We start from the raw sequence: 20,050 nt of genomic DNA, 5'->3' as shown, positions 1-20,050 counted from the left end.
GCCAGCTCTACCTCGATCGTACTCAACGCAACGCGTTGGTCCAATAAAACGGAACAAGTTTGTACGCATCATCGGACCAAAAAGTAGGGAACTTTCCAAAGGATTCAGGATCAGATATGATCGCGACCCTTCGATAAAGTTGTACGAGGAATTGCCCCATGGCCGAACATGGCGAATTTAAAGAAAAAACGCGCGTAAAACACTTATTGCTGGCTGTGATCACTTTTGTAGGTATTGCGCTATTACCTGTGGTGCTGCGAGTTATAGAATTAGCGACAAGCGCGTAAACAACAGAATACCCCCTGTTCACATCGTGAACGCTCGTTATCTCCTGCGTGAACGCGCGGAAGTAACATTCAGACTTTTGAAAACGAGGAAGACATGGCATTATCGCTGTTACTGGTTGAAGATAACGCACGGACGCGCGACCAGATTTTGGGAATGCTTGCGCAAACCCCTTATCAGGTTGAAATTGCAGTTGATGGACTCGACGGCTTGAACCGCGCCAGAAAAGCGTGTTTTGATGTAGTCTTGGTTGATCATAAAATGCCGTTAATGGATGGCCTTTTATTGGTAAAGAACCTGCGCGATAGTGCAGACTATACACAAACACCGATTCTGTTTATGACGACCTCGGAGCCCGAGCAAATTCGTGAAAAAGCAGAGCGTATGGGTGCAGATATTGTACTCGGGAAACCACTAGACTCTGACGAATTACTTGGGAAATTACGCCAACTTTCACCTCGTGATGTAGCCTAATGACACATTATGTCGCTGCGGATATGCGCAGCAACCACATTGCCCGGCGGATTATGCCGGTAGAAAATTTTCCGCAGCCCGGTATTCGTTTTCGTGATATCACACCTGCTCTGCAAGATCCTCGCGCCTTACGCAACAGCATTGATTTGTTTGCGGAGCGTTATGAAAACGCTGGTCTAACTCAGATTGTGGCCATTGAAGCACGCGGGTTTATTTTCTCAGCGGCACTGGCGGATCGCTTGGGTATTGGCCTTACGTTGATTCGGAAGCCAGGTAAGTTGCCCCGAGATGTGTTTTCCACAAGCTATATGTTGGAATACGGTGATGATGTGCTTGAGTTGCATAAAGATGCCCTTAAAGCGCGCGATAAAGTGATCATCATGGACGACATGCTAGCCACAGGCGGTACAATGGGTGCGGCGGTGGAACTGGTACGAAAGACACCGGCAACGATTTATGAAACGGCCTTTGTGTGCGAGCTTCTGTATCTAAACGGCCGTAAAGCATTAGATAAGATCGGAGTTAACAGCTACGCTATTTGCGCTTTTGATGAATAATTGAGAAGCTGAGTGCATTGCTAAAGCAGACACGTTATAACATCAGTGTCGAAGTAGGGCACTCAGTGCTCTATTCATAACAATAATAATGGAGTCGCGATGAGTTATCAGGTGCTGGCCCGGAAATGGCGGCCGCGTAATTTTTCTGAGGTTGTCGGGCAGCAACATGTGCTCGAGGCTCTTACGAATGCGCTCACGCACCAGCGACTGCATCATGCTTACTTGCTGACGGGTACGCGGGGTGTAGGAAAAACCACTATTGCTCGTATTCTCTCGCGCTCGCTCAACTGTACCACCGGGATTACTGCCACGCCTTGTGGTGAGTGTTCTGCTTGCGTCGATATTGATGCAGGTCGCTTTGTTGATTTGATGGAAATCGATGCGGCCTCACGCACGAAAGTAGAAGATACTCGCGAGATCCTTGAGAACGTACAATATCGCCCGACGGCAGGGCGTTACAAAGTGTACTTAATTGATGAAGTGCATATGCTCTCGCGGCACAGCTTTAATGCATTATTGAAAACGCTTGAAGAGCCGCCTCCTCATGTTATTTTTCTGCTTGCTACCACGGATCCGGATAAGCTTCCTATTACCGTGTTGTCGCGTTGTTTGCAGTTCCATTTACGAGCGCTTACTCGAGACGAAATCAACGGGCAGCTGACGCATATCTTAAATGCGGAATCGATCCCTTTTGATCCTGCAGCGGTGCAGTTATTAGCCCGTTCAGCTCAAGGGTCAATGCGAGATGCCCTTAGTCTTACCGACCAAGCCATTGCACAAGGCAATCAAGAAATTCGCGAAGATCAGGTGGCGCGGATGCTTGGACGGATTGACCCCCATAATATTTTGCGTTTATTGGCGGCGATTGTTGCTGGACAGCAAGCGGATGTATTGGCGCAAGTACGAGGTTTGGTCGACAAAATGGCAGATATCAGCCATGTGCTGCCAGAACTACAAAACACCTTGCATCAACTGGCGTTGGCTCAAGCGTTGCCGGCTGATCTGGATATTGAGTTTGGCGACCACCGTGCACTAATTGAACAACTTAATGCCGTGGTGCCGTCGTCGGTGTGGCATTTGTATTATCGACTTGTGGTCGAAGGGCGCAAAGAGCTGGCTTATGCGCCTGACGCACTGACAGGCGTGGAAATGACGGTTCTACGGCTGTTGGCGTTCCGTCCAAATTTGGAACCCGATGCTCTTCCCGCGATTGAGCCACTTGCAAAAAACATCAATTCGCCGTCGAGCGGCGAAAAAAAAAATAAACCCGTAGCAGAACAGGCTTCAGCGGTGTCTGAATCGACGCCTGTTGGAAAGGATACGGCTCAAGCAGCGGCAAAACGCCCGTCGCCGACCTCGGCGTTGGCGGATAGTCAGGGTGCTGATCCGGGCCATGGTGAGTTTACTTATGAAGACGCTAATGTGCCTGCATGGCTTGATGAGAACGAGGATGACCTCGCGGATCTCTATGACCAACAAGCTCAGTTAGAACATCAAGCTGCTGCAGAACATGCGTCGGGTGATGCGCTCTCAGCCAAGCAAGAGCCCTCAGCCAAGCAAGAGCCTTCAGCCCAACCAGCCACACAAACGGGCACGGAAGCGGACTCGGCTGATCTTAATGCGTTGATGGCAACGCGTGCGCGTTTAGCCCAGTTGCGTCGAGGTAAAGGCAAAGAAACGACAATCAAAACAGATGCGGCAGTGGAAGCGCCGGAACCCAAAGTGACTATGGCGCAACCAGAAGCGGCCTCCTCAGTTGCGGTGCAAGCAGAACCGGTCAGTGAGCAAGCGACGGCAGCACCAGCAGATAAATCAGAAAGAACTTCTGATGCAACCCCAGAACAAGTACAAGAACCAACCCCGGAACCTGCTTCAGCAATCAGTGCTGCTAAAGAGCCAAAGGCTTCTGTGACCGATGCGGCACAGCCGGCATCGGAGCATACCTTAGTCGCGGCCTCGGAAGAGGTGCGTTTCGCACGTCAGGTGGATGCGTGGAGTGCGCAAATTGATCAGTTCAATGTTACCGGCTTAACCCGTCAGGTGTTGTTGCATTCGCTTTGGAATGAAGCGGACGGTGAATTATTGGTGGACGAAGAACAGAAGGCATTGCTCGGTGACTCGATGCATGAGGCCCTTGCGCAACTGTTGCGTGAGCCATTGCAAGAGCGTGCATTAAGGGTGGTGTTTGGAAAACCGGAGAACACGCCGTTTCAAATTCAGCAAGCCATTGATCAAGCCCGTCAGCGAGCGGCAGAAGAGAAGGTTATTGCGCACCCACAAGTACGCGAATTGCTAAGTGCATTTGCGGCAGAGGTTAAATCAGTCACGCCAGAATAGGGGCGATGGCTATTCATTTCATGATAAGATAGACGTCTTATATAGACGTAGTAAACGAAAGAGAGACGAGAACATGTTCAAAGGCGGAATGGGTAACATGATGAAGCAAGCGCAGCAAATGCAAGAGCAAATGCAGCGTGCGCAACAAGAAATCGCAAGCATGGAAGTTACGGGCGAAGCCGGTGCAGGCATGGTGAAAGTGACCATGTATGGCAACCACAATGTGAAGCGCGTGACCATTGATCCAAGCCTGTTTGGTGACGAAGACGACCGCGAGATGCTGGAAGATCTTATCGCTGCAGCAACCAATGACGCGGTGCGTCGGGTGGAAGAAACCACCAAGGAAAAAATGAGCAAGGTTGCTGGTGGTATGGGTTTACCGCCAGGTATGAAACTTCCTTTCTAAAGTCGAGTTGCCTGTTGCATGAAGAAGTTTAGTCCAGCGATTAGTGCTTTAATTGACGCCCTGCGGGTGCTTCCTGGCGTTGGTCAGAAAACCGCACAGCGAATGGCATTTCAATTGTTGGACCGGCAACGGGATGGCGCGGCCCACCTCGCGGTCGCGCTTGAATCCGCTCTTGAGCGGGTCGGTCGCTGCAACACCTGCCGTACCCTCAGTGAAACACCGGAATGCCCCGTCTGTGCAGATCCAGAACGCGCGTCAGCGGGATTGCTCTGTATTGTGGAGTCACCTGCGGATGTCATTGCGGTGGAGCAAACTGGGCAGTTCCAGGGGCAGTATTTTGTATTGATGGGACGCTTATCACCCCTTGATGGGATTGGCCCTGCGGATATCGGTCTCGATCGTCTAGAAGAGCGCTTTCAGCAAGGTCAGGTGAAAGAAGTTATTTTGGCGACTAACCCTACCTTGGAAGGCGATACGACCGCACATTTTATTGCCGATATGGCTCGCCGTTACCAAATTCAAGCCTCGCGCATTGCCCATGGTGTGCCTGTCGGCGGCGAACTTGAATATGTCGACCACACTACCTTAGGTCATGCCTTTTCTGGGCGTAAAACCGTTCTCTAGCGTTCCCTGCGCTGGCAAATTTAACTATTCCGTATCAATTCACAGTTGAATTTCTAAACCCTTATCCCCATCTCCTTATTTGGCAACGTGAAAAGGCACCTTTCGTGCATCATGTTGCATCTCATTGAATGACTTTGATATTGAATGGAGAACACGCACCATGGCTGAGAGTCAGCACGCTGAAAAGCACGGATTTCAGACAGAAGTAAAGCAGCTTTTACATCTGATGATTCATTCGTTGTATTCCAACAAAGAAATTTTTCTTCGAGAGCTGATTTCGAATGCGTCGGATGCCTCCGACAAGTTGCGCTTTAAGGCGCTGCAAAATAATGACTTGATGGAAGGGGATGGCGACCTGCGCGTGCGCATTAGCGTTGATCCTGAGCAGAATACGTTAACGGTGTCGGATAACGGCATTGGCATGACCAAAGACGAAGTGATGTCGAATCTTGGAACCATTGCCAAATCCGGCACGAAAGAATTTTTTAGCCAATTATCTGGTGATCAAGCCAAAGACTCTCAGTTAATCGGTCAGTTTGGTGTGGGCTTCTATTCCGCCTTTATAGTGGCGGACCGGGTGACCGTTCGTACCCGTGCTGCCGGTGAGTCAGACGCGGTGCAATGGGAGTCAGCGGGCGACGGCGAGTTCACCATTATGCCGATCACGAAAACTGATCGCGGCACCGAAATTACCCTGCATTTACGTGACGACTCGAAAGAATTTGCCGATGCATGGCGCTTACGCTCCATCGTTAAAACCTACTCTGATCACCTGAGCATTCCGGTGCAAATGTGGAAAGAGGCCGAGGAAGAGCGAGAAGGGCCGGATGGTGAGAAAATCGAAGCGGTACCAGGTCATTGGGAAACGGTGAACGCAGGTAAGGCGTTGTGGTTGCGCGAAAAGAGCGAGATTAGCGACGACGAGTACAAAGAATTCTATAAAACCGTTGCCCATGATTTTGATGAGCCGCTGTTGTGGACCCACAGCAAGGTAGAAGGCAAACACGAATACACCAGCCTGATGTATATCCCGAAACGGGCACCGTGGGATTTATGGAATCGTGAAAATCAGAAGGGCATTAAACTCTATGTTCAGCGCGTGTTCATTATGGACGACGCGGAACAGTTTATGCCGACTTATCTGCGTTTTGTGCGTGGTTTGGTCGATTCAAACGATTTACCATTGAATGTGTCGCGGGAAATCTTACAAGACAACAAGGTCACCCGTGCTATGCGCAGCGCAAGCACTAAGAAAGTGCTGCAGGCGCTTGCACGCTTGGCAAAAGATGATGCTGAGAAGTATAACGACTTCTGGGACAACTTTGGTAACGTGCTCAAAGAAGGCCCAGCAGAAGATCAGGGGAATATCGAGCGAATCGCGGAGTTGTTGCGCTTTGCCTCAACCCACGATGATGTTGCAGAGCAGCGAGTGTCGTTGGATGCCTATATCGAGCGAATGAAGGAAGGCCAGGAGGCGATTTATTACATCGTGGCTGATAGCCATGATGCGGCGAAGAACAACCCGGCACTGGAAGTGTTCCGCAAGAAAGGCGTGGAAGTCTTGTTGTTGTCTGATCGCATCGACGAATGGTTGATGAGCCATATCGATGAATACAAAGAGAAGAAATTCCAGTCGGTCACTCGCGGTGACCTGGATTTAGGTCAGCTCGAAGACGAAGCCGACAAAGAAGCCCAAGAGAAGTTGGAAAAAGACTTTGAAACGACGCGCGATCGCTTTGCCAAAGTGCTCGGCGAAAAAGTGAAGAAGGTGCGGGTCACCCATCGTTTAACCGATTCACCGGCGTGCATCGTTACTGACGATCACGATATGTCGACGCAAATGGCCAAATTGATGGAAGCGGCGGGCCAAAAAGTGCCTGAAACCAAGTATATATTTGAGGTGAATCCGGAGCATGCCTTGGTACAGCGCATTGCCAATGAGCAAGACGATAGCCAGTTCGCAGAATGGGCGGAAGTGTTGCTTGAGCAAGCCACCTTGGCAGAGCGTGGAAGCTTAAAGGATCCGGCGAGTTTTATCCGTCGCTTGAACAAACTTCTACTGGCGATTTAAGCGCGTTCGAACGCAACGAAATAGCCTCTCACAAAAGTGTTACAGGAAACAAGGTCGACGATGGTCGGCCTTGTTATTTGTGGCATTGAAAGGTAAAGTTGGGCGCATAATTTTTTGATACTTCCGATGATTTAATTTTAGGGGACTAACCATGCGGATCATCCTGCTGGGTGCGCCAGGCGCAGGGAAGGGCACGCAAGCCCAATTTCTGATGAAACGATTCAATATTCCGCAGATTTCCACTGGAGATATGCTACGGGCTGCGATTAAAGCGGGCACTGAGCTGGGTAAAAAAGCCAAGGAAGTGATGGATGCAGGCCAGTTAGTTTCCGACGATATTATGATTGGCTTAGTGCAAGAGCGCGTGAGCGAAAGCGATTGTGAAAATGGTTTTTTGCTAGACGGCTTTCCGCGCACCATTCCACAAGCAGATGCCATGCAAGAAGCAGGTATCGACGTCGATGTGGTTTTAGAATTTGATGTGGCCGACGACGTAATTGTAAAGCGTATGGCAGGGCGTCGGGTTCATCCGGGATCAGGTCGAGTATATCATGTAGACCATAATCCACCGAAAGTGGAAGGCAAAGATGATGTCACTGGCGATGATTTGGTCATTCGTGAAGACGATAAAGAAGCGACGGTGCGCAAGCGCTTAGCCATTTATCACGAGCAAACCAAGCCGCTGGTTTCTTATTATCAAAGTCTTGCTGAGCAAGGTGTTGTGAAATATCACAAAGTGGACGGCACCCGCAAAGTGGAAGAAGTGACCACCGAGCTGAAAAAGTTATTGGGTTAACTTCGGCAATGAATCACATGAGGCTGCCTAAGGGCAGCCTTTTTATTTTGCGTCTACTTTTTTGCCGATTGTACGCGTTCGGGCAGTTATTTGTGTCAATTTCTCGTATACTTTGGGGCGCCGTTACATTGTCGGCGCAGCGGTCGAAACAACAATCATAATGAAAAAATACCGAAACGAGGCTCACAGCTATGTTGTTACCTATTACGAGTTTATTTGCAGCACTATTAACCCTTCTCTTCATCGTATTGTCGATCCGAATTATTCGTTTACGTTGGAGTAACCGCGTCGGGATTGGGTGGGGTGAGAGTAAAGATTTGGAAGTCGCTGTGCGCATTCACGGCAACTTTGTTGAGTATGTGCCTCTGGCGCTGATCTTATTGGCTTTGATTGAATTTACTGGCGCCAATGCCATGTTGCTTTACGGGTTAGGCGGCCTGCTGTTTGTGGCCCGGATTAACCATGCAATTGGATTAACGCGTTCTGTAGGACCAACTATTTACCGCACGATCGGTGTGTTGGGCACTTTCGCCATGTTATTGGTGAGTGCAGCCTACTTGATTGGTTATGTACTAGGAACTCAGTTGTAAAAAGGATACTTCGCTTTATGAACGATGTGAGAATTCTTGCGTTACATAGCTCGCAAAGTCACAGCGGCCAATGGCGGAGCGTGCAACAAGCCTTGCATGCCGCAAATCCCGATGCGCGTTTGCAGGCCGTTGATTTAATTGGCTATGGGCAAGGCCCTGCGCTGATGAAAATGCCTCAGGAATTTCGTTTTGACGATGAGATTCAGGCATTGGAAAGCGACGGCACTTTGACCGATGATCAACCTTTGATCTTGCTTGGTCATTCTTATGGTGGCGCGTTAGCGCTGCGCTTGGCTCGGCAATTGGGCGCACGGGTTCAGGGCGTTATTTTGTATGAACCAGTGGCTTTTCATGTGCTGCCTGCGGATGAGCCTGCGCGCCATGAAATCGTCGCCGTAGCGCAAAAAATGGATGCCTATAGTGACACCGAGGCGACTGAGGCCTTTGTTGATTACTGGAATCACCCAGGCTTTTTTGCGCGCTTGCCGGGACGAGTGAAGTCCATGATGATTGCTCAGCAACGTAAAGTGCAGGCGGATTTTCATGCCTTGTTGGACGAGCCAGCTAGCTTAGCAGATTATCAGACGGTGAGCTGTCCGGTGTATTTGCTTCACGGCAGCAAATCCCCCTTATCGAGTCGCACGGTGGCGTCACTGTTGGCATCGGTACTGCCGAAGTGCCAGTCAATTACAGTCGACGCCGGCCACATGGCCCCGCTTACCGATCCAAGCCTCGTGAATCCTCATATTATTGCCGCTCTTGAGCAGTTGTTGAGCCCTCGTCGATAGGGCTGCGGAGAAGCGTAATGCGTCACCTATGGCCAGAAACTAAAAAACTCGCACTGCTCACGGGGCCGATCTTGATTGCCCAGCTAACGCAAATGCTGATGGGGGTGGTCGATACTCTGATGGCAGGGCGTGTCGGTGCCACCGACTTGGCGGCGGTGGCGGTTGGTAGCGCGATTTGGATTCCGTTAACACTGCTCGTGTTTGGAATGGGCTTGGCGTTGGCGCCGGTGATTTCCCATTGCGATGGTGCCGGCGAGCGCAGTGAGCTTGGGCGTCATGTTCAGCAAAGTTTTTACACCTGTGTGATTGCGGCGGTACTCACTGGGTTGCTCCTGTTATTGGCCCCATACTTTTTAGTGGTGATGGATGTAGAACCCGCGTTTCGCACCATGACCATGGACTACCTCCGCTATATTCTCTGGGGCTTGCCAGCATTCGTTGTGTATGTGGTGCTGCGAAACTTCTGTGAAGGCTTGTCGCATACCATGCCATCGCTAGTGATTGGCGTGATTGGCCTCATTATCAATATTCCTGCCAACTATATCTTTATTTATGGAAAGTTCGGTATGCCAGCACTCGGTGGTGCCGGGGCTGGTGTGGCGTCTGCGATCGTGCTGTGGGGCATGGCTGCGAGCCTATTACTGTACGTATTATTCTCCAAACGCTACCGTCGATTGAAGCTGCTACAAGTCTGGCATTTGCCGAACTGGGATGATATTTGGCATTTTGTGCGGCTTGGCTTTCCTATTTCCATGGCGTTATTTTTTGAAACCAGCCTGTTCGCCGCCGTGGCAATTCTCATCGCACCTTTAGGAACTATTATGGTGTCGGGACACCAAATTGCGCTAAACGTATCCTCGTTGGTGTATATGGTGCCGCTAAGCTTGAGTATGGCAGTGACTTTGCGGGTGGGCTTCGCCTTAGGTGCGCAGAAGCCGGAAGATGCCATGAACGCCTACAAAATAGCCATGTTTATGGGCGTTACTTTTGCCGCGATAAACGGCTTGGGGATGTGGCTTGGTGGGCAATGGCTAGCTAGCTTGTACACCGACAACCGCGAAATTATTGAACTTGCAGGCACGTTATTGGCCCTGGCCGCGATCTTCACGGTTTCTGATACCTTTCAAGCCATCTCTATCGGTGCATTGCGTGGCTATAAAGATACCCGCGCCTCTATGATTGTAACCCTTATCGCTTACTGGCCCTTCGGGCTGAGTGTTGGAGTTGTGCTCGGTCTCACCGACTGGGTTGTACCGCGCATGGGCGCCGCCGGCTTCTGGATTGGCTTTATATCCGGCCTCAGCGTCGCTGCCGTCCTTCTTACGATCCGCCTCTTCCGCGTTCACCGCCGCTGGGAAAACACAATTCCGCCCCAGGGGTAGAACTCACGAACTTGCGTAAAAACAACAGTTTCGCCCCAGGGGTGAAACGCCATCTTTTCAGTACTGGCGCTACTTATATCCAATTTTCCTTACATCTGAAGATGCCTAAAAACAACAATTCCACCCCTGGGGCGGAATTGTTGTAGGAATTGTTAGCGGCGTTCGCGCAGGGTGTTGACGACGTCGGTGAGGGTGAGGTCGCGGGCGTGGAGTACGACAAGCAAATGGTAGAGCAGGTCGGCACTTTCATTAAGCAATGCGTTGTCGTCTTGGGCGACGGCGGCCAAAGCGACTTCAACACCTTCTTCACCGACTTTTTGCGCGCAACGACGGATGCCATCACTTAATAGCGTGGCGGTGTAGCTCGCGCCTGGGTTTCCTTCTGCGAGCGCAGCTTTGCGGGCGGCAATGGTGCGCTCCAGCTCAATCAACTCGCTCGCGATAGGCTGTTGCTCAGGCTCCCAGCAGCATTCGTTGCCTAAGTGGCAGGTTGGTCCTTGGGGATGGGCTAACGCAAGAATGGCATCTTGGTCGCAGTCGGCGGTTAACGACACCAGTTGCAGGGTGTGGCCGGTGGTTTCACCTTTGGTCCATTGGCGTTCTTTGCTACGGCTGTAGAAGGTGATTTTGCCGCTGTCTAAAGTGCGCTGAAGCGCTTCTGGATTCATATAGCCTTGCATAAGTAAGCGGCCACTTTCTGCGTCTTGCACCATGCATGGGATTAACCCTTGCATCTTTTCCCAAGCAAGCTTATTTACGTTGTCTGCGTTAATGTTCATAACCATCGTCCTTAGTGACCGTTTGGTCTATTGCCCGGTTGCCAACGCGGTGCGTTGGGTACCTAACTACGGCGTGAAACCCGAATTCCACCCCTGGGGCGGAATTGTTTATGCGCGTATGGTGATGCCGGCGCGGCGTAACTGCTGTTTAAGTTCATCCATGGCAATGATGCCTTTGTGGAACACGGAAGCGGCGAGGGCGCCGTCGACGTTGGCATCACGAAACACATCGATAAAATGGGAAATCTCCCCAGCACCACCTGATGCGATTAACGGAACACTGCACTGGGCACGAACAGCAGCAAGCTGTTTCACATCGTAACCCTGGCGCACGCCATCTTGATTCATACAGTTAAGCACGATTTCACCGGCCCCGCGCGCGATTACTTCCTGCACCCAATCGGCGGTTTGCCATTGGGTTTTTAAGGTGCGGGTCTCATCGCCGGTAAATTGATACACTTCATATTCGCCAGATTCAGCGTTAAAAAAGCTATCAATACCAATCACCACGCACTGCTGGCCAAACTCATCCACTAATTCGTTAATGAGTTCAGGGCGGCGCAGCGCTGGCGAGTTCACGGAAATCTTATCGGCGCCCATGGCCAGGATATCTCGGGCTTGTTCAACGCTTTGAATACCACCAGCGACGGCAAACGGGATATTAATCACTTCCGCGACCCGGCTCACCCAGGATTTATCGACGACGCGATTATCGGAGCTGGCGGTAATATCGTAAAACACGAGTTCATCGGCACCTTCAGCGGCGTACCGGGTTGCCAAGGGCACGATATCACCAACCACTTCATGATTGCGGAACTGCACACCTTTCACTACTTGCCCGGCCCGAACATCCAGACACGGAATTATGCGTTTTGCCAGCATTCCAATGCCTCCTCAAGGGTGAACTTACCGGTCAGTAGCGCCTTACCAAGAATCACGCTATCACAATGTACTGCTCGTAATTGTCGCAAATCATCAAGGCTAGCTACGCCGCCGGAGGCTTGCCAAACAATGCTTGGATAGGTTTTTTTCAGATCGGCATATAAGGCGACATTCGAGCCTTGTAAGGTGCCATCGCGGCTGATATCCGTACAGAGTACATGGCGCAAGCCGCGCTCTATGTACTGAGTGAGTAAGTTGTCTAAGGTCACGCTACTTTTTTCTTGCCAGCCTTCGGTGGCCAGCCAGCGTTCGCCGTTTTCGTCAATGTTGATATCCAGCGCGAGTACAATGGCCTCAGGTCCAAACTCGTCCAGCCAGGCCAACACTGTATCTGGATCTTTCACCGCTTTTGAGCCAATGACCGCCCGGGTTACACCGGCTTCAAGCAAGTCGACCACATCGTCGCGGCTACGGATCCCTCCGCCCGTCTGCACCGGGAGCCCGGTGGCCTGGGTAATGGCTCGTAGCAGGGCTAATTGCCGTTGCTGCACATCCCGCGCACCGTCGAGATCGACCAAGTGAATAAACTCAGCGCCGGCATCACGATAAGCAGTTGCTACTGCGACCGGATCGGCGTGATAAGTGGTTTGTTGGTTAAAGTCACCTTGGTACAAGCGCACCACTTCGCCACGAATCAAATCTAGGGCAGGGATTAACATGACAGCTCCAAAAAATTCTTCAGTACGCGAGCACCATCTGTGCCCGAACGCTCAGGGTGAAATTGCACCCCCATAAAATTATCGCGGGCAATGGCCCCGGAGAACGCCTGTGTGTACTCACACTGAGCGATGCTAAACTCCGACACCGGTGCGGCATAACTGTGTACATAGTAAAACCAAGGGTCGTGCAAGCCTGCAAAGAGTGGGTGATCACTTACTTGGGTTTGGTTCCAGCCCATGTGCGGCAACGGCTTATTACGGGCATTTGCCATACGCTCAATGCGTCCGGGGATCACCCCCAAACATTCAATCGCACCATCGGCGGATTCTGCCGAGACTTCGGTTAACATTTGCATGCCCAAGCAAACGCCGAGCACTGGCTGGGATAAGCCTTGCAGGGTATCGACTAGCGCCAAAGTGCGCAACGAACGCATGGCGGCAGCAGCGGTGCCTACACCGGGTAATACCACACGCTCAGCATTGCGAATCACTTGGGGATCTGCGCTGATTACCGGGGTAATCCCTAAACGGCGAAAGGCAAAATCCACCGAGGCAAGATTCGCCACGCGGGTATTCACGATTACCAGACTCATGCCAAGACTCCCTTACTCGATGGCATTTCGCTCCCTTGTTTGCGAATGGCTTGGCGTAACCCACGGCCGAACACCTTAAACAAGCTTTCCACCTGGTGGTGGGCATTGCCTTCCGTGGTGCTCAAGTGCAAAGAGATTTTCATGGTATCGCACAAGCTCCGGAAAAAGTGGGGTACCATTTGCGTGCCTAACTGGCCGACGGTTTCTGCACTAAAATCTGCGTCGAACACCAAGAACGGACGCCCAGAAATATCCAGCACGCATTCTGCACGGCACTCATCCATGGGCAATACAAAACCAAAGCGGCCGATACCGCGTTTGTCGCCCAAGGCTTTGTGCAAGGCTTCGCCCAGCGCCAAGGCGGTATCTTCAACTGTGTGGTGATCATCAATGTGCAAATCACCCTCTACCGACACTTGTAGCGAAAAGCCGCCGTGGGTAGCAATTTGTTCTAGCATGTGGTCAAAAAATCCCAGGCCCGTGTGAATGGAAATGGGGCCAGGTGCATCGAGGTTTACATCGATGTGAATATCGGTTTCTTTCGTGGTGCGTGTTACTTTGGCAGTGCGAGGCGCTGTGGTCAGACTCGCCACAATCTGCTTCCAACCGTTGTTCTTGCGATCATAACGAATCCCGCGAATGCCCATGTTGGCGGCCAGCTGCAAATCCGTATCGCGGTCCCCAATCACGGCAGATTGGGTAAAATCGACCAAGCCTTCCTGCAAATAACGCTGTACCAAGCCTAACTTGGGTTTGCGACAGGTGCAGTTATCGTCGTCAAAGTGTGGGCAAATCAGCACCTCATCGAAGCGAATGTCGTGCGCGGAAAACAGGGCCATCATGGCGTTATGGGGCGCGTCAAAATCTGCTTGTGGGAAGCTATCGGTCCCAAGACCGTCTTGGTTACTCACCATTACTAACCGGTAGCCCGCGGCCTGCAAATCTTGCAGGGCGTTCACTACATTGGGCTCGTATACTAACTTATCGAGCCGATCCAACTGCTTGTCGATGGGCGGTTCTTCTACCAGGGTGCCGTCCCGGTCGATAAATAAAATCTTTTGCTGTGCCATGTATTCCTCCGGGATTAGGCAGCCGACGAAAAGCTCGCCAGCACCTCTAATAATCGTTCGTTTTCTTCAGGACTGCCGACGGTAATGCGAACACAATCGCTCAATCCGAGTTGGGCAGATTGGTTGCGCAGCAAAATACCCGCATCCTGGCAGTGTTGCATAAGCGCGTTCGCGTTCTCGACCTGCAATAGAATAAAGTTAGTCACACTGGGCACCACACTACGTACCCATGGGAAGGTCGGTAACGCAATGAGCAGGGCTTCGCGCTCAGCCACAATTTCAATGGTGTTTTGCCGCGTCACCAAACGCTCATCAAGGGTAAGGGCTTGGCGTGCAATTTGCACACTCACATCGGGCAGCGGATAAGGCGCAAGCACTGGCAATAGAGCGTCGACAATGGCCTGATTGGCCAAGGTAAAACCGACCCGAATACCCGCTAAACCAAAGGCTTTAGACAAGGTGCGCATGACCACGAGATTATCGTACTGATCAAGATAGCGCGCCATGGTGGTCGTGGCTGGCGCATCGACAAACTCGATATAGGCTTCATCTACCACCACTAAGGCTTTGCCGGCACAGAGGGCTACCACGCGCTCTATGTCTTGTTGGCGTAATTGATTCCCCAGCGGATTGGAGGGGTTGCAAATAAACACGACTTTTACCGAGTTGTTTGGATCGGCTAATGCTGCTTCAATCCCCGCAAGATCAAGCTGCCAATTTTTCTGTTGCAGCGGTATGGTTATGGTTTCGTTGTGATTAATGGCTGCTGAAATCGCGTACATGCCGTAAGTTGGCGGGCAAATAAGGATCTGATCGCGCCCAGGCTCGCAAAAGGTACGAATAAGTAATTCGATACTCTCATCACTCCCTCGGTGACTCATCACTTGCTTGAGTTGCACGCCCGCATAATCGGCATAGGCTTGATTCAGCGCCTGATTTTGAAAGTCTGGGTAGCGGTTCAAATCTGCGGTGGAGACGCTGTAAGCCCGACCAAATGGCGATTCATTGGCATTGAGCCAAATGGATCCGCCGGACATACTGCGACGAGCCGATGCATAGGGCGTAAAGCTGCGTAAGTGCGGGCGCAACATGGATTGAATCCAAGACATCTGGTTCATTCGGGCGACTCCTCTTGGGCGCGATCCCGTTGAAAGCGTTCACTGTCTAAACGGAGTGACACTGCGCGCGAGTGCGCATCGAGAGATTCTTCTTCGGCCAAATTAATGATAGCACTGCCTAAGGCTTCAAGCCCTGCTGGGGTGACTGTTTGCACTGTGTAGCGGCGGTAGAAATCAAGTAAGCCTAGGCTACTGTAATTGCGCGCAAAGCCGTAAGTGGGCAACACGTGGTTAGTCCCGGTTGCGTAATCGCCACCGGATTCCGGTGTGTAGTGGCCCACGAACACCGAGCCAGCACGGGTTAACTGATGTAACCATTGCGCTGGATCGGATAATTGAATGCTCAAATGCTCCGGTGCGTAGGCTTCACTGATAGCCACCGCTTCCGCTAAATCGCGAGTGGCGATCAGGCTGCTTGAAGCCATGGCTTGCGCAGCGATGTCGCGCCGAGGCAGGGCATTGAGTTGTTGCTCGAGTTCTTTTTGCACTGCCTCTAACAACGCAACCGATGGGCTTAAACAAATTACTTGTGAATCAGGGCCGTGCTCGGCTTGCGATAGCAAATCAGCGGCGACAAAAGCAGGCTCCGCAGAATCATCAGCAATCACCAACAACTCGGAAGGTCCTGCCGGTAAATCAATGGCTGGACCGCCGGCACGTTGACTCACTTGTTGTTTCGCTTCGGTCACATAACTGTTGCCGGGGCCGAAAATCTTATCCACAGCAGGAATGCTTTTTGTGCCCATGGCCAATGCCGCAACCGCCTGAGCACCGCCGCCTAAATACACAGACGTAACGCCACATTTGATGGCGGCATAACAAATCGCCGGCGTGAGTTCGCCTGCTTGGTTGGGTGGACTCATTAACACCCGCGTCGGGCAGTTGGCAATTTGTGCGGGAACCCCCAACATTAATACAGTGCTCGGCAAACTCGCGCTTCCGCCAGGAATATACAATCCCACCGAACCCATGGGCGCGAAGCGCTGTTCGCAGCGTACCCCAGGCATGGTATCAATGCTAATAGGGCTTGGTTGCTGGGCTTCGTGAAAGCGCCGGATATTGCCATACGCCGTATCAATCGCTGCTCGCACTTTTTCTGGTGCTTGCGCGGCTAATGCGCGTACGCGGGTCATGGGTAATTCTGTTTGCGATAACGCCACCTTATCGAAGCGCGCAGTGAGTTCCAAAAGAGCCGCGTCGCCGCGCTCACGGATAGCTTCAATAATGGCGGCTACCTGCTCGCGCAGAGCGGTGCTCGTTTCTTGCACGGGGCGACGCAGGGCTTGTGCCTGTTGCTCTGCGCTTAAGCGTTGCCAATTTAGAATCTGTTGCATGGTTTACCCCATCATTTTTTCAATGGGCATCACCAGAATGGAACTACAGCCGAGGGCTTTCAACTGCTCCATGGTTTCCCAAAATAGGTTTTCTGTGCTGACCACGTGCACGGCCACTTGCTCATCGGTGTGGCTTAAGGCGAGTACCGTGGGACGCTCAGCGCCGGGGAGAATCGCTTCGACTTCTTCGAGACGATCTTTGGGGGCATGCAGCATGATATATTTGCTTTCTTTGGCAAGCTGAACCCCATCTAAACGGGTAAGGAGTTTATCAACTAACGCTTGTTTTGATTCGCTCAAGGCTTCTGCCCGCTGAATAATCTGTACCTGGGAACGGAAGATAACTTCTTGTTCCACCAGACCATTGGCTTCCAAGGTAGCGCCAGTCGATACGAGGTCACAGATGGCGTCGGCGAGGCCCGCTCGCGGCGCCACTTCAACGGAGCCAGTCAACATGACTGTGCGAGCATTCACCCCCTGTTTTTTAAGATAGCTCTCAAGTATTCGCGGGTAGGTCGTCGCAATCTTCTTGCCATTGAGATCCTGCAAACCTTGATAGTTTTCTTCTTTAGGCACGGCCACACTCAAGCGACAAAAACCAAAATCAAGCCGACGCAACTGGGTAAAGCCATTTGCTTGTTGTTTAATGGCACGTTCCAAACGCTCTTCTTCTAGAACGTTTTCGCCCACTAAGCCGAGGTCGACCACGCCGTCCATCACCAAGCCAGGAATATCGTCGTCGCGCACCCGTAATAGGTCGACAGGGTGGCTCGTACTGTGCGCCATGAGACGGGCTTCATGCAGATTAAATTTCACCCCGCAGGCTTCGAGTAGCTTCATCGACTCTTTGCTCAGACGTCCTGATTTCTGTACCGCGATGGTTAAACGTTCGTTGCTCATGGTGTAGATCCTGTGTTGGTCGTGCGAATTCATTAAAAAAGCCCCGGTAAGGTACGCTTCCGGGGCTTTTTTCGATTGATTCTGGAAGGTACCTGATAGGAACGGTCCTTCCTCACTGTGGAAAGGCCGGTCAGTGGGGATGGTGATGATGATGCAATACAACGCCCGAACGCAATGATGCGACGATGCTGCTTTGTGCTAAGTTGTATAGATAATTCATCATCTAGGCCTTGATTTTAAGTACTTATTGAAAAAGTTGTATGAATTCTAACAGTCAAACATAAAAAAGCAAGCACTGTTTTTTGAAATCCAAATTAGGCGTCTGTTACAGACGCCTTGGGAGAGTTAGGGTAAAGGTGGTGCCTTGCTCAGGGGTACTGTGCACTGAAATATCACCTTTCAACTTCTGCCGCACTAAGTTGTACACAATAGGCATTCCCAATCCCGTTCCACCTTCATTACGCTTGGTGGTGAAGAACGGATCGAAAATCCGGTTGAGAATATCCGGTGTCATGCCTTGGCCGTTATCGCTAAACATGAGTTTGACTTGATTACCGGCCACGGATTCAGCGGTGAGCTGCAACTGACCACCAGGCTGCACAAAGGCATGTCGGATGGCATTGGTGACTAAATTGGTAATAATCTGTGCCATCGCCCCAGGGATAGTGGTCATACGCAGATCTTCTGGAATATCAATTTCGTATTGAATGCCGGCTCGACGCAATTCGATAGATAAGGTCGACATCACTTCCTCGAGATACACTTTGAGGTCTATTTCTCGTTGCTCTGCCACCATTTGGTCGACGGCAATCTGCTTGAAGTTGGTAATGAGCGCGCCCACTCGGGTAAGGTTTTTCTGGGTCAGTGATAGGGATTCGGTCGCACGACTAATAAAGCCCTGCAAGTTATCCCGAGTTAAGCTGCCTTGTTCAAGCTGTTCATTTAGTACATTCAGGCGGTCATGCACCATGGAGGTGCCGGTAATGGCGACCCCAAGCGGCGTATTGACCTCGTGGGCGACGCCCGCGACTAGGTTCCCCAAGGCCGCCATTTTCTCTGACTCAATCAGCTTATCTTGTGCCTCATGGAGATCATCTAAGGTGAGGCGAAGTTGATTGGCTTGTTTGCGACTCTTCATAAAGAGAATCACTGTGGTTAACAAGAACAGCAGCACAAATAAGAACACGACGCCGATGGCCCATAGATACAGACGTTGGCGGTCAATAGTACGCTCTCGCGATTCGAGTAAAGCCAGTTGTTCGGCTAACGCCGTACGTTGATCGCGGAGTTGTTGTTGCTGTGCTGCCAAGACCGTACGGTTGGTCGCAATGCGTTCGGCTAAATCGTCACTTTCTACCTGCTTTTGCCGTAATTGAAACTCTTTTTGGCGTAGCTGTTGCTGCTGTTCATCAAGGGCTTGTTCACTTTCGCTCAGGGCCCGCTGAATATCTTGCAGCTGTGTTTCCCGTTCAAACAAAATTTGGCGCTGTTCGTCGAGTTCCTCAAGCAACTCTTGCAGCACTGACTGCTGACTTTCCATCACTTGTTGCTTGTCTTCGAGGGTACCTTGTTGGGCACGTAATACGGAATCACGTTCGCGCACGGTTTGTTCCAACACGTCGATGCGATTTAGCAATTGTGCGTTTTGTTGGTTCACTTGTTCTAATTCAGTGCGCAGTTGCCGGCGCTCAGTAGTCATGTCGCGCAGTGCACTTTGGGCGCGGCGTAAATTCACCGCCGCCTCTAACTCATTTCCCCGGAGCATTAATAAATCACCAGACGCGCGCAGCCCGGTGTCGTTGATGCGGTCCATATTCACTTGGAAAGCCAGTCGATTCTGGGAAGCGGGGATTAAGTTCACCATCATATCTTCACGTACTTGCGTATGCTCTGAAATGACGAGCAGGGGACGTAAACGTGCCGTATTAAATACGGCATTGAGTTGATTGCTTGCGCTTGGGCCGACATACACCATATCAATTCCGGTGAGCTGCGAGGCACGAGTGAGTTCGCGAATATTGAGGGTCATACCGCGTACCGGGGCGATGGGGGCGGAGATCATTTCTGCGTAAACGCTAGGATGACCAAGAATACCCACAGTGAGTTCGGAGCGATTCGCTTCGTCGGGCCAGGTGACATATTGAACCACGCTGATCAGATAGGCGGCTCGCAATTCCTCGGCGGAGAAACTGTCGCGACTTTGCGCATAGCTTACGGACGTCAGACTGACGGCAAAAAATACGACGCTAAGCGTCACTGCTCGCGCTAAAAACGATAATTTAAGCATGAACCGACAGGTCATAACATTCGGTTTCCCACACGACTTATGAAATAATAACCTACAG

20 protein-coding genes are annotated in these 20,050 nt (G+C 51.3%); 11 read left to right on the top strand and 9 right to left on the bottom strand.

Annotated features, from left to right (window positions below; translation table 11 throughout):
* Nucleotides 1–158: 158 nt before the first annotated feature.
* The 11 genes from FM042_RS11975 to FM042_RS04560 all read left to right on the top strand — a co-directional run bounded on the left by FM042_RS11975 (nucleotide 159) and on the right by FM042_RS04560 (nucleotide 10,310).
* On the top strand, nucleotides 159–287 hold the full coding sequence (locus FM042_RS11975; protein WP_269902486.1) for a hypothetical protein: 129 nt from the start codon (nucleotides 159–161) through the stop codon (nucleotides 285–287).
* Between the two features lie 94 nt (nucleotides 288–381).
* Nucleotides 382–759, top strand: coding sequence for a response regulator (locus FM042_RS04605; protein ID WP_143234772.1), 378 nt, complete (start codon nucleotides 382–384; stop codon nucleotides 757–759).
* On the top strand, nucleotides 759–1,316 hold the full coding sequence (locus FM042_RS04600; protein ID WP_143234770.1) for an adenine phosphoribosyltransferase: 558 nt from the start codon (nucleotides 759–761) through the stop codon (nucleotides 1,314–1,316). The genes FM042_RS04605 and FM042_RS04600 overlap by 1 nt, the downstream gene beginning before the upstream one ends.
* Nucleotides 1,317–1,415: 99 nt before the next feature.
* Entirely contained in the window at nucleotides 1,416–3,653 is a 2,238-nt protein-coding gene (dnaX, locus tag FM042_RS04595; RefSeq protein WP_143234768.1) for a DNA polymerase III subunit gamma/tau, read from the top strand.
* A gap of 73 nt (nucleotides 3,654–3,726) precedes the next feature.
* Nucleotides 3,727–4,059: a YbaB/EbfC family nucleoid-associated protein gene (locus tag FM042_RS04590; RefSeq protein WP_143234765.1), complete on the top strand. Its 333-nt coding sequence runs from the start codon at nucleotides 3,727–3,729 to the stop codon at nucleotides 4,057–4,059.
* 18 nt (nucleotides 4,060–4,077) lie between these two features.
* Nucleotides 4,078–4,683, top strand: coding sequence for a recombination mediator RecR (gene recR, locus FM042_RS04585; protein ID WP_143234763.1), 606 nt, complete (start codon nucleotides 4,078–4,080; stop codon nucleotides 4,681–4,683).
* Nucleotides 4,684–4,843: 160 nt separating this feature from the next.
* A complete protein-coding gene (htpG, locus tag FM042_RS04580) occupies nucleotides 4,844–6,754 on the top strand; it encodes a molecular chaperone HtpG (protein ID WP_143234761.1) in 1,911 nt (636 codons plus the stop codon).
* Between the two features lie 151 nt (nucleotides 6,755–6,905).
* The gene (gene adk / locus FM042_RS04575; protein WP_143234759.1) at nucleotides 6,906–7,550 is read left to right on the top strand and encodes an adenylate kinase; all 645 of its coding nucleotides are present in this window, start codon (nucleotides 6,906–6,908) and stop codon (nucleotides 7,548–7,550) included.
* 191 nt (nucleotides 7,551–7,741) lie between these two features.
* Nucleotides 7,742–8,140 carry an MAPEG family protein gene (locus tag FM042_RS04570; RefSeq protein WP_143234757.1) on the top strand — a complete coding sequence of 133 codons (399 nt, stop codon included), beginning with the start codon at nucleotides 7,742–7,744 and terminating at the stop codon, nucleotides 8,138–8,140.
* Between the two features lie 17 nt (nucleotides 8,141–8,157).
* Nucleotides 8,158–8,928: an alpha/beta fold hydrolase gene (locus tag FM042_RS04565; protein WP_143234755.1), complete on the top strand. Its 771-nt coding sequence runs from the start codon at nucleotides 8,158–8,160 to the stop codon at nucleotides 8,926–8,928.
* Between the two features lie 17 nt (nucleotides 8,929–8,945).
* Nucleotides 8,946–10,310: an MATE family efflux transporter gene (locus FM042_RS04560; RefSeq protein WP_143234753.1), complete on the top strand. Its 1,365-nt coding sequence runs from the start codon at nucleotides 8,946–8,948 to the stop codon at nucleotides 10,308–10,310.
* A gap of 152 nt (nucleotides 10,311–10,462) precedes the next feature.
* On the opposite strand, the gene hisIE is transcribed toward FM042_RS04560, so the two are convergent.
* From hisIE to FM042_RS04515, 9 genes are all read right to left on the bottom strand, one after another.
* The gene (gene hisIE, locus FM042_RS04555) at nucleotides 10,463–11,089 is read right to left on the bottom strand and encodes a bifunctional phosphoribosyl-AMP cyclohydrolase/phosphoribosyl-ATP diphosphatase HisIE (RefSeq protein ID WP_143234751.1); all 627 of its coding nucleotides are present in this window, start codon (nucleotides 11,087–11,089) and stop codon (nucleotides 10,463–10,465) included.
* Nucleotides 11,090–11,197: 108 nt separating this feature from the next.
* Nucleotides 11,198–11,971, bottom strand: coding sequence for an imidazole glycerol phosphate synthase subunit HisF (hisF, locus tag FM042_RS04550; protein WP_143234748.1), 774 nt, complete (start codon nucleotides 11,969–11,971; stop codon nucleotides 11,198–11,200).
* Nucleotides 11,953–12,690, bottom strand: a complete 738-nt coding sequence (gene hisA / locus FM042_RS04545; RefSeq protein ID WP_143234746.1) for a 1-(5-phosphoribosyl)-5-[(5-phosphoribosylamino)methylideneamino]imidazole-4-carboxamide isomerase — start codon at nucleotides 12,688–12,690, stop codon at nucleotides 11,953–11,955. Before hisA ends, hisF begins: the two co-directional genes overlap by 19 nt.
* Complete coding sequence (gene hisH, locus FM042_RS04540) at nucleotides 12,684–13,283, bottom strand: imidazole glycerol phosphate synthase subunit HisH (protein ID WP_143234744.1); 600 nt, start codon at nucleotides 13,281–13,283, stop codon at nucleotides 12,684–12,686. The genes hisA and hisH overlap by 7 nt, the downstream gene beginning before the upstream one ends.
* Nucleotides 13,280–14,353 carry a bifunctional histidinol-phosphatase/imidazoleglycerol-phosphate dehydratase HisB gene (gene hisB / locus FM042_RS04535; protein ID WP_143234742.1) on the bottom strand — a complete coding sequence of 358 codons (1,074 nt, stop codon included), beginning with the start codon at nucleotides 14,351–14,353 and terminating at the stop codon, nucleotides 13,280–13,282. The genes hisH and hisB overlap by 4 nt, the downstream gene beginning before the upstream one ends.
* Nucleotides 14,354–14,367: 14 nt before the next feature.
* Complete coding sequence (gene hisC / locus FM042_RS04530) at nucleotides 14,368–15,462, bottom strand: histidinol-phosphate transaminase (protein ID WP_143235612.1); 1,095 nt, start codon at nucleotides 15,460–15,462, stop codon at nucleotides 14,368–14,370.
* 5 nt (nucleotides 15,463–15,467) lie between these two features.
* A complete protein-coding gene (hisD, locus tag FM042_RS04525) occupies nucleotides 15,468–16,805 on the bottom strand; it encodes a histidinol dehydrogenase (RefSeq protein ID WP_143234740.1) in 1,338 nt (445 codons plus the stop codon).
* Between the two features lie 3 nt (nucleotides 16,806–16,808).
* Nucleotides 16,809–17,705: an ATP phosphoribosyltransferase gene (gene hisG / locus FM042_RS04520; RefSeq protein WP_143234738.1), complete on the bottom strand. Its 897-nt coding sequence runs from the start codon at nucleotides 17,703–17,705 to the stop codon at nucleotides 16,809–16,811.
* A 325-nt stretch (nucleotides 17,706–18,030) separates the two neighbouring features.
* Nucleotides 18,031–20,007, bottom strand: coding sequence for a YfiR/HmsC family protein (locus tag FM042_RS04515; RefSeq protein WP_143234736.1), 1,977 nt, complete (start codon nucleotides 20,005–20,007; stop codon nucleotides 18,031–18,033).
* Nucleotides 20,008–20,050: the final 43 nt, after the last annotated feature.

Source organism: Aliidiomarina halalkaliphila, from assembly GCF_007096385.1.
In the GTDB taxonomy this organism is placed as follows: Bacteria; Pseudomonadota; Gammaproteobacteria; order Enterobacterales; family Alteromonadaceae; genus Aliidiomarina; species Aliidiomarina halalkaliphila.
Note: the sequence above shows the minus strand (reverse complement) of the source record. Positions and strands in the feature narration are given on the sequence as shown.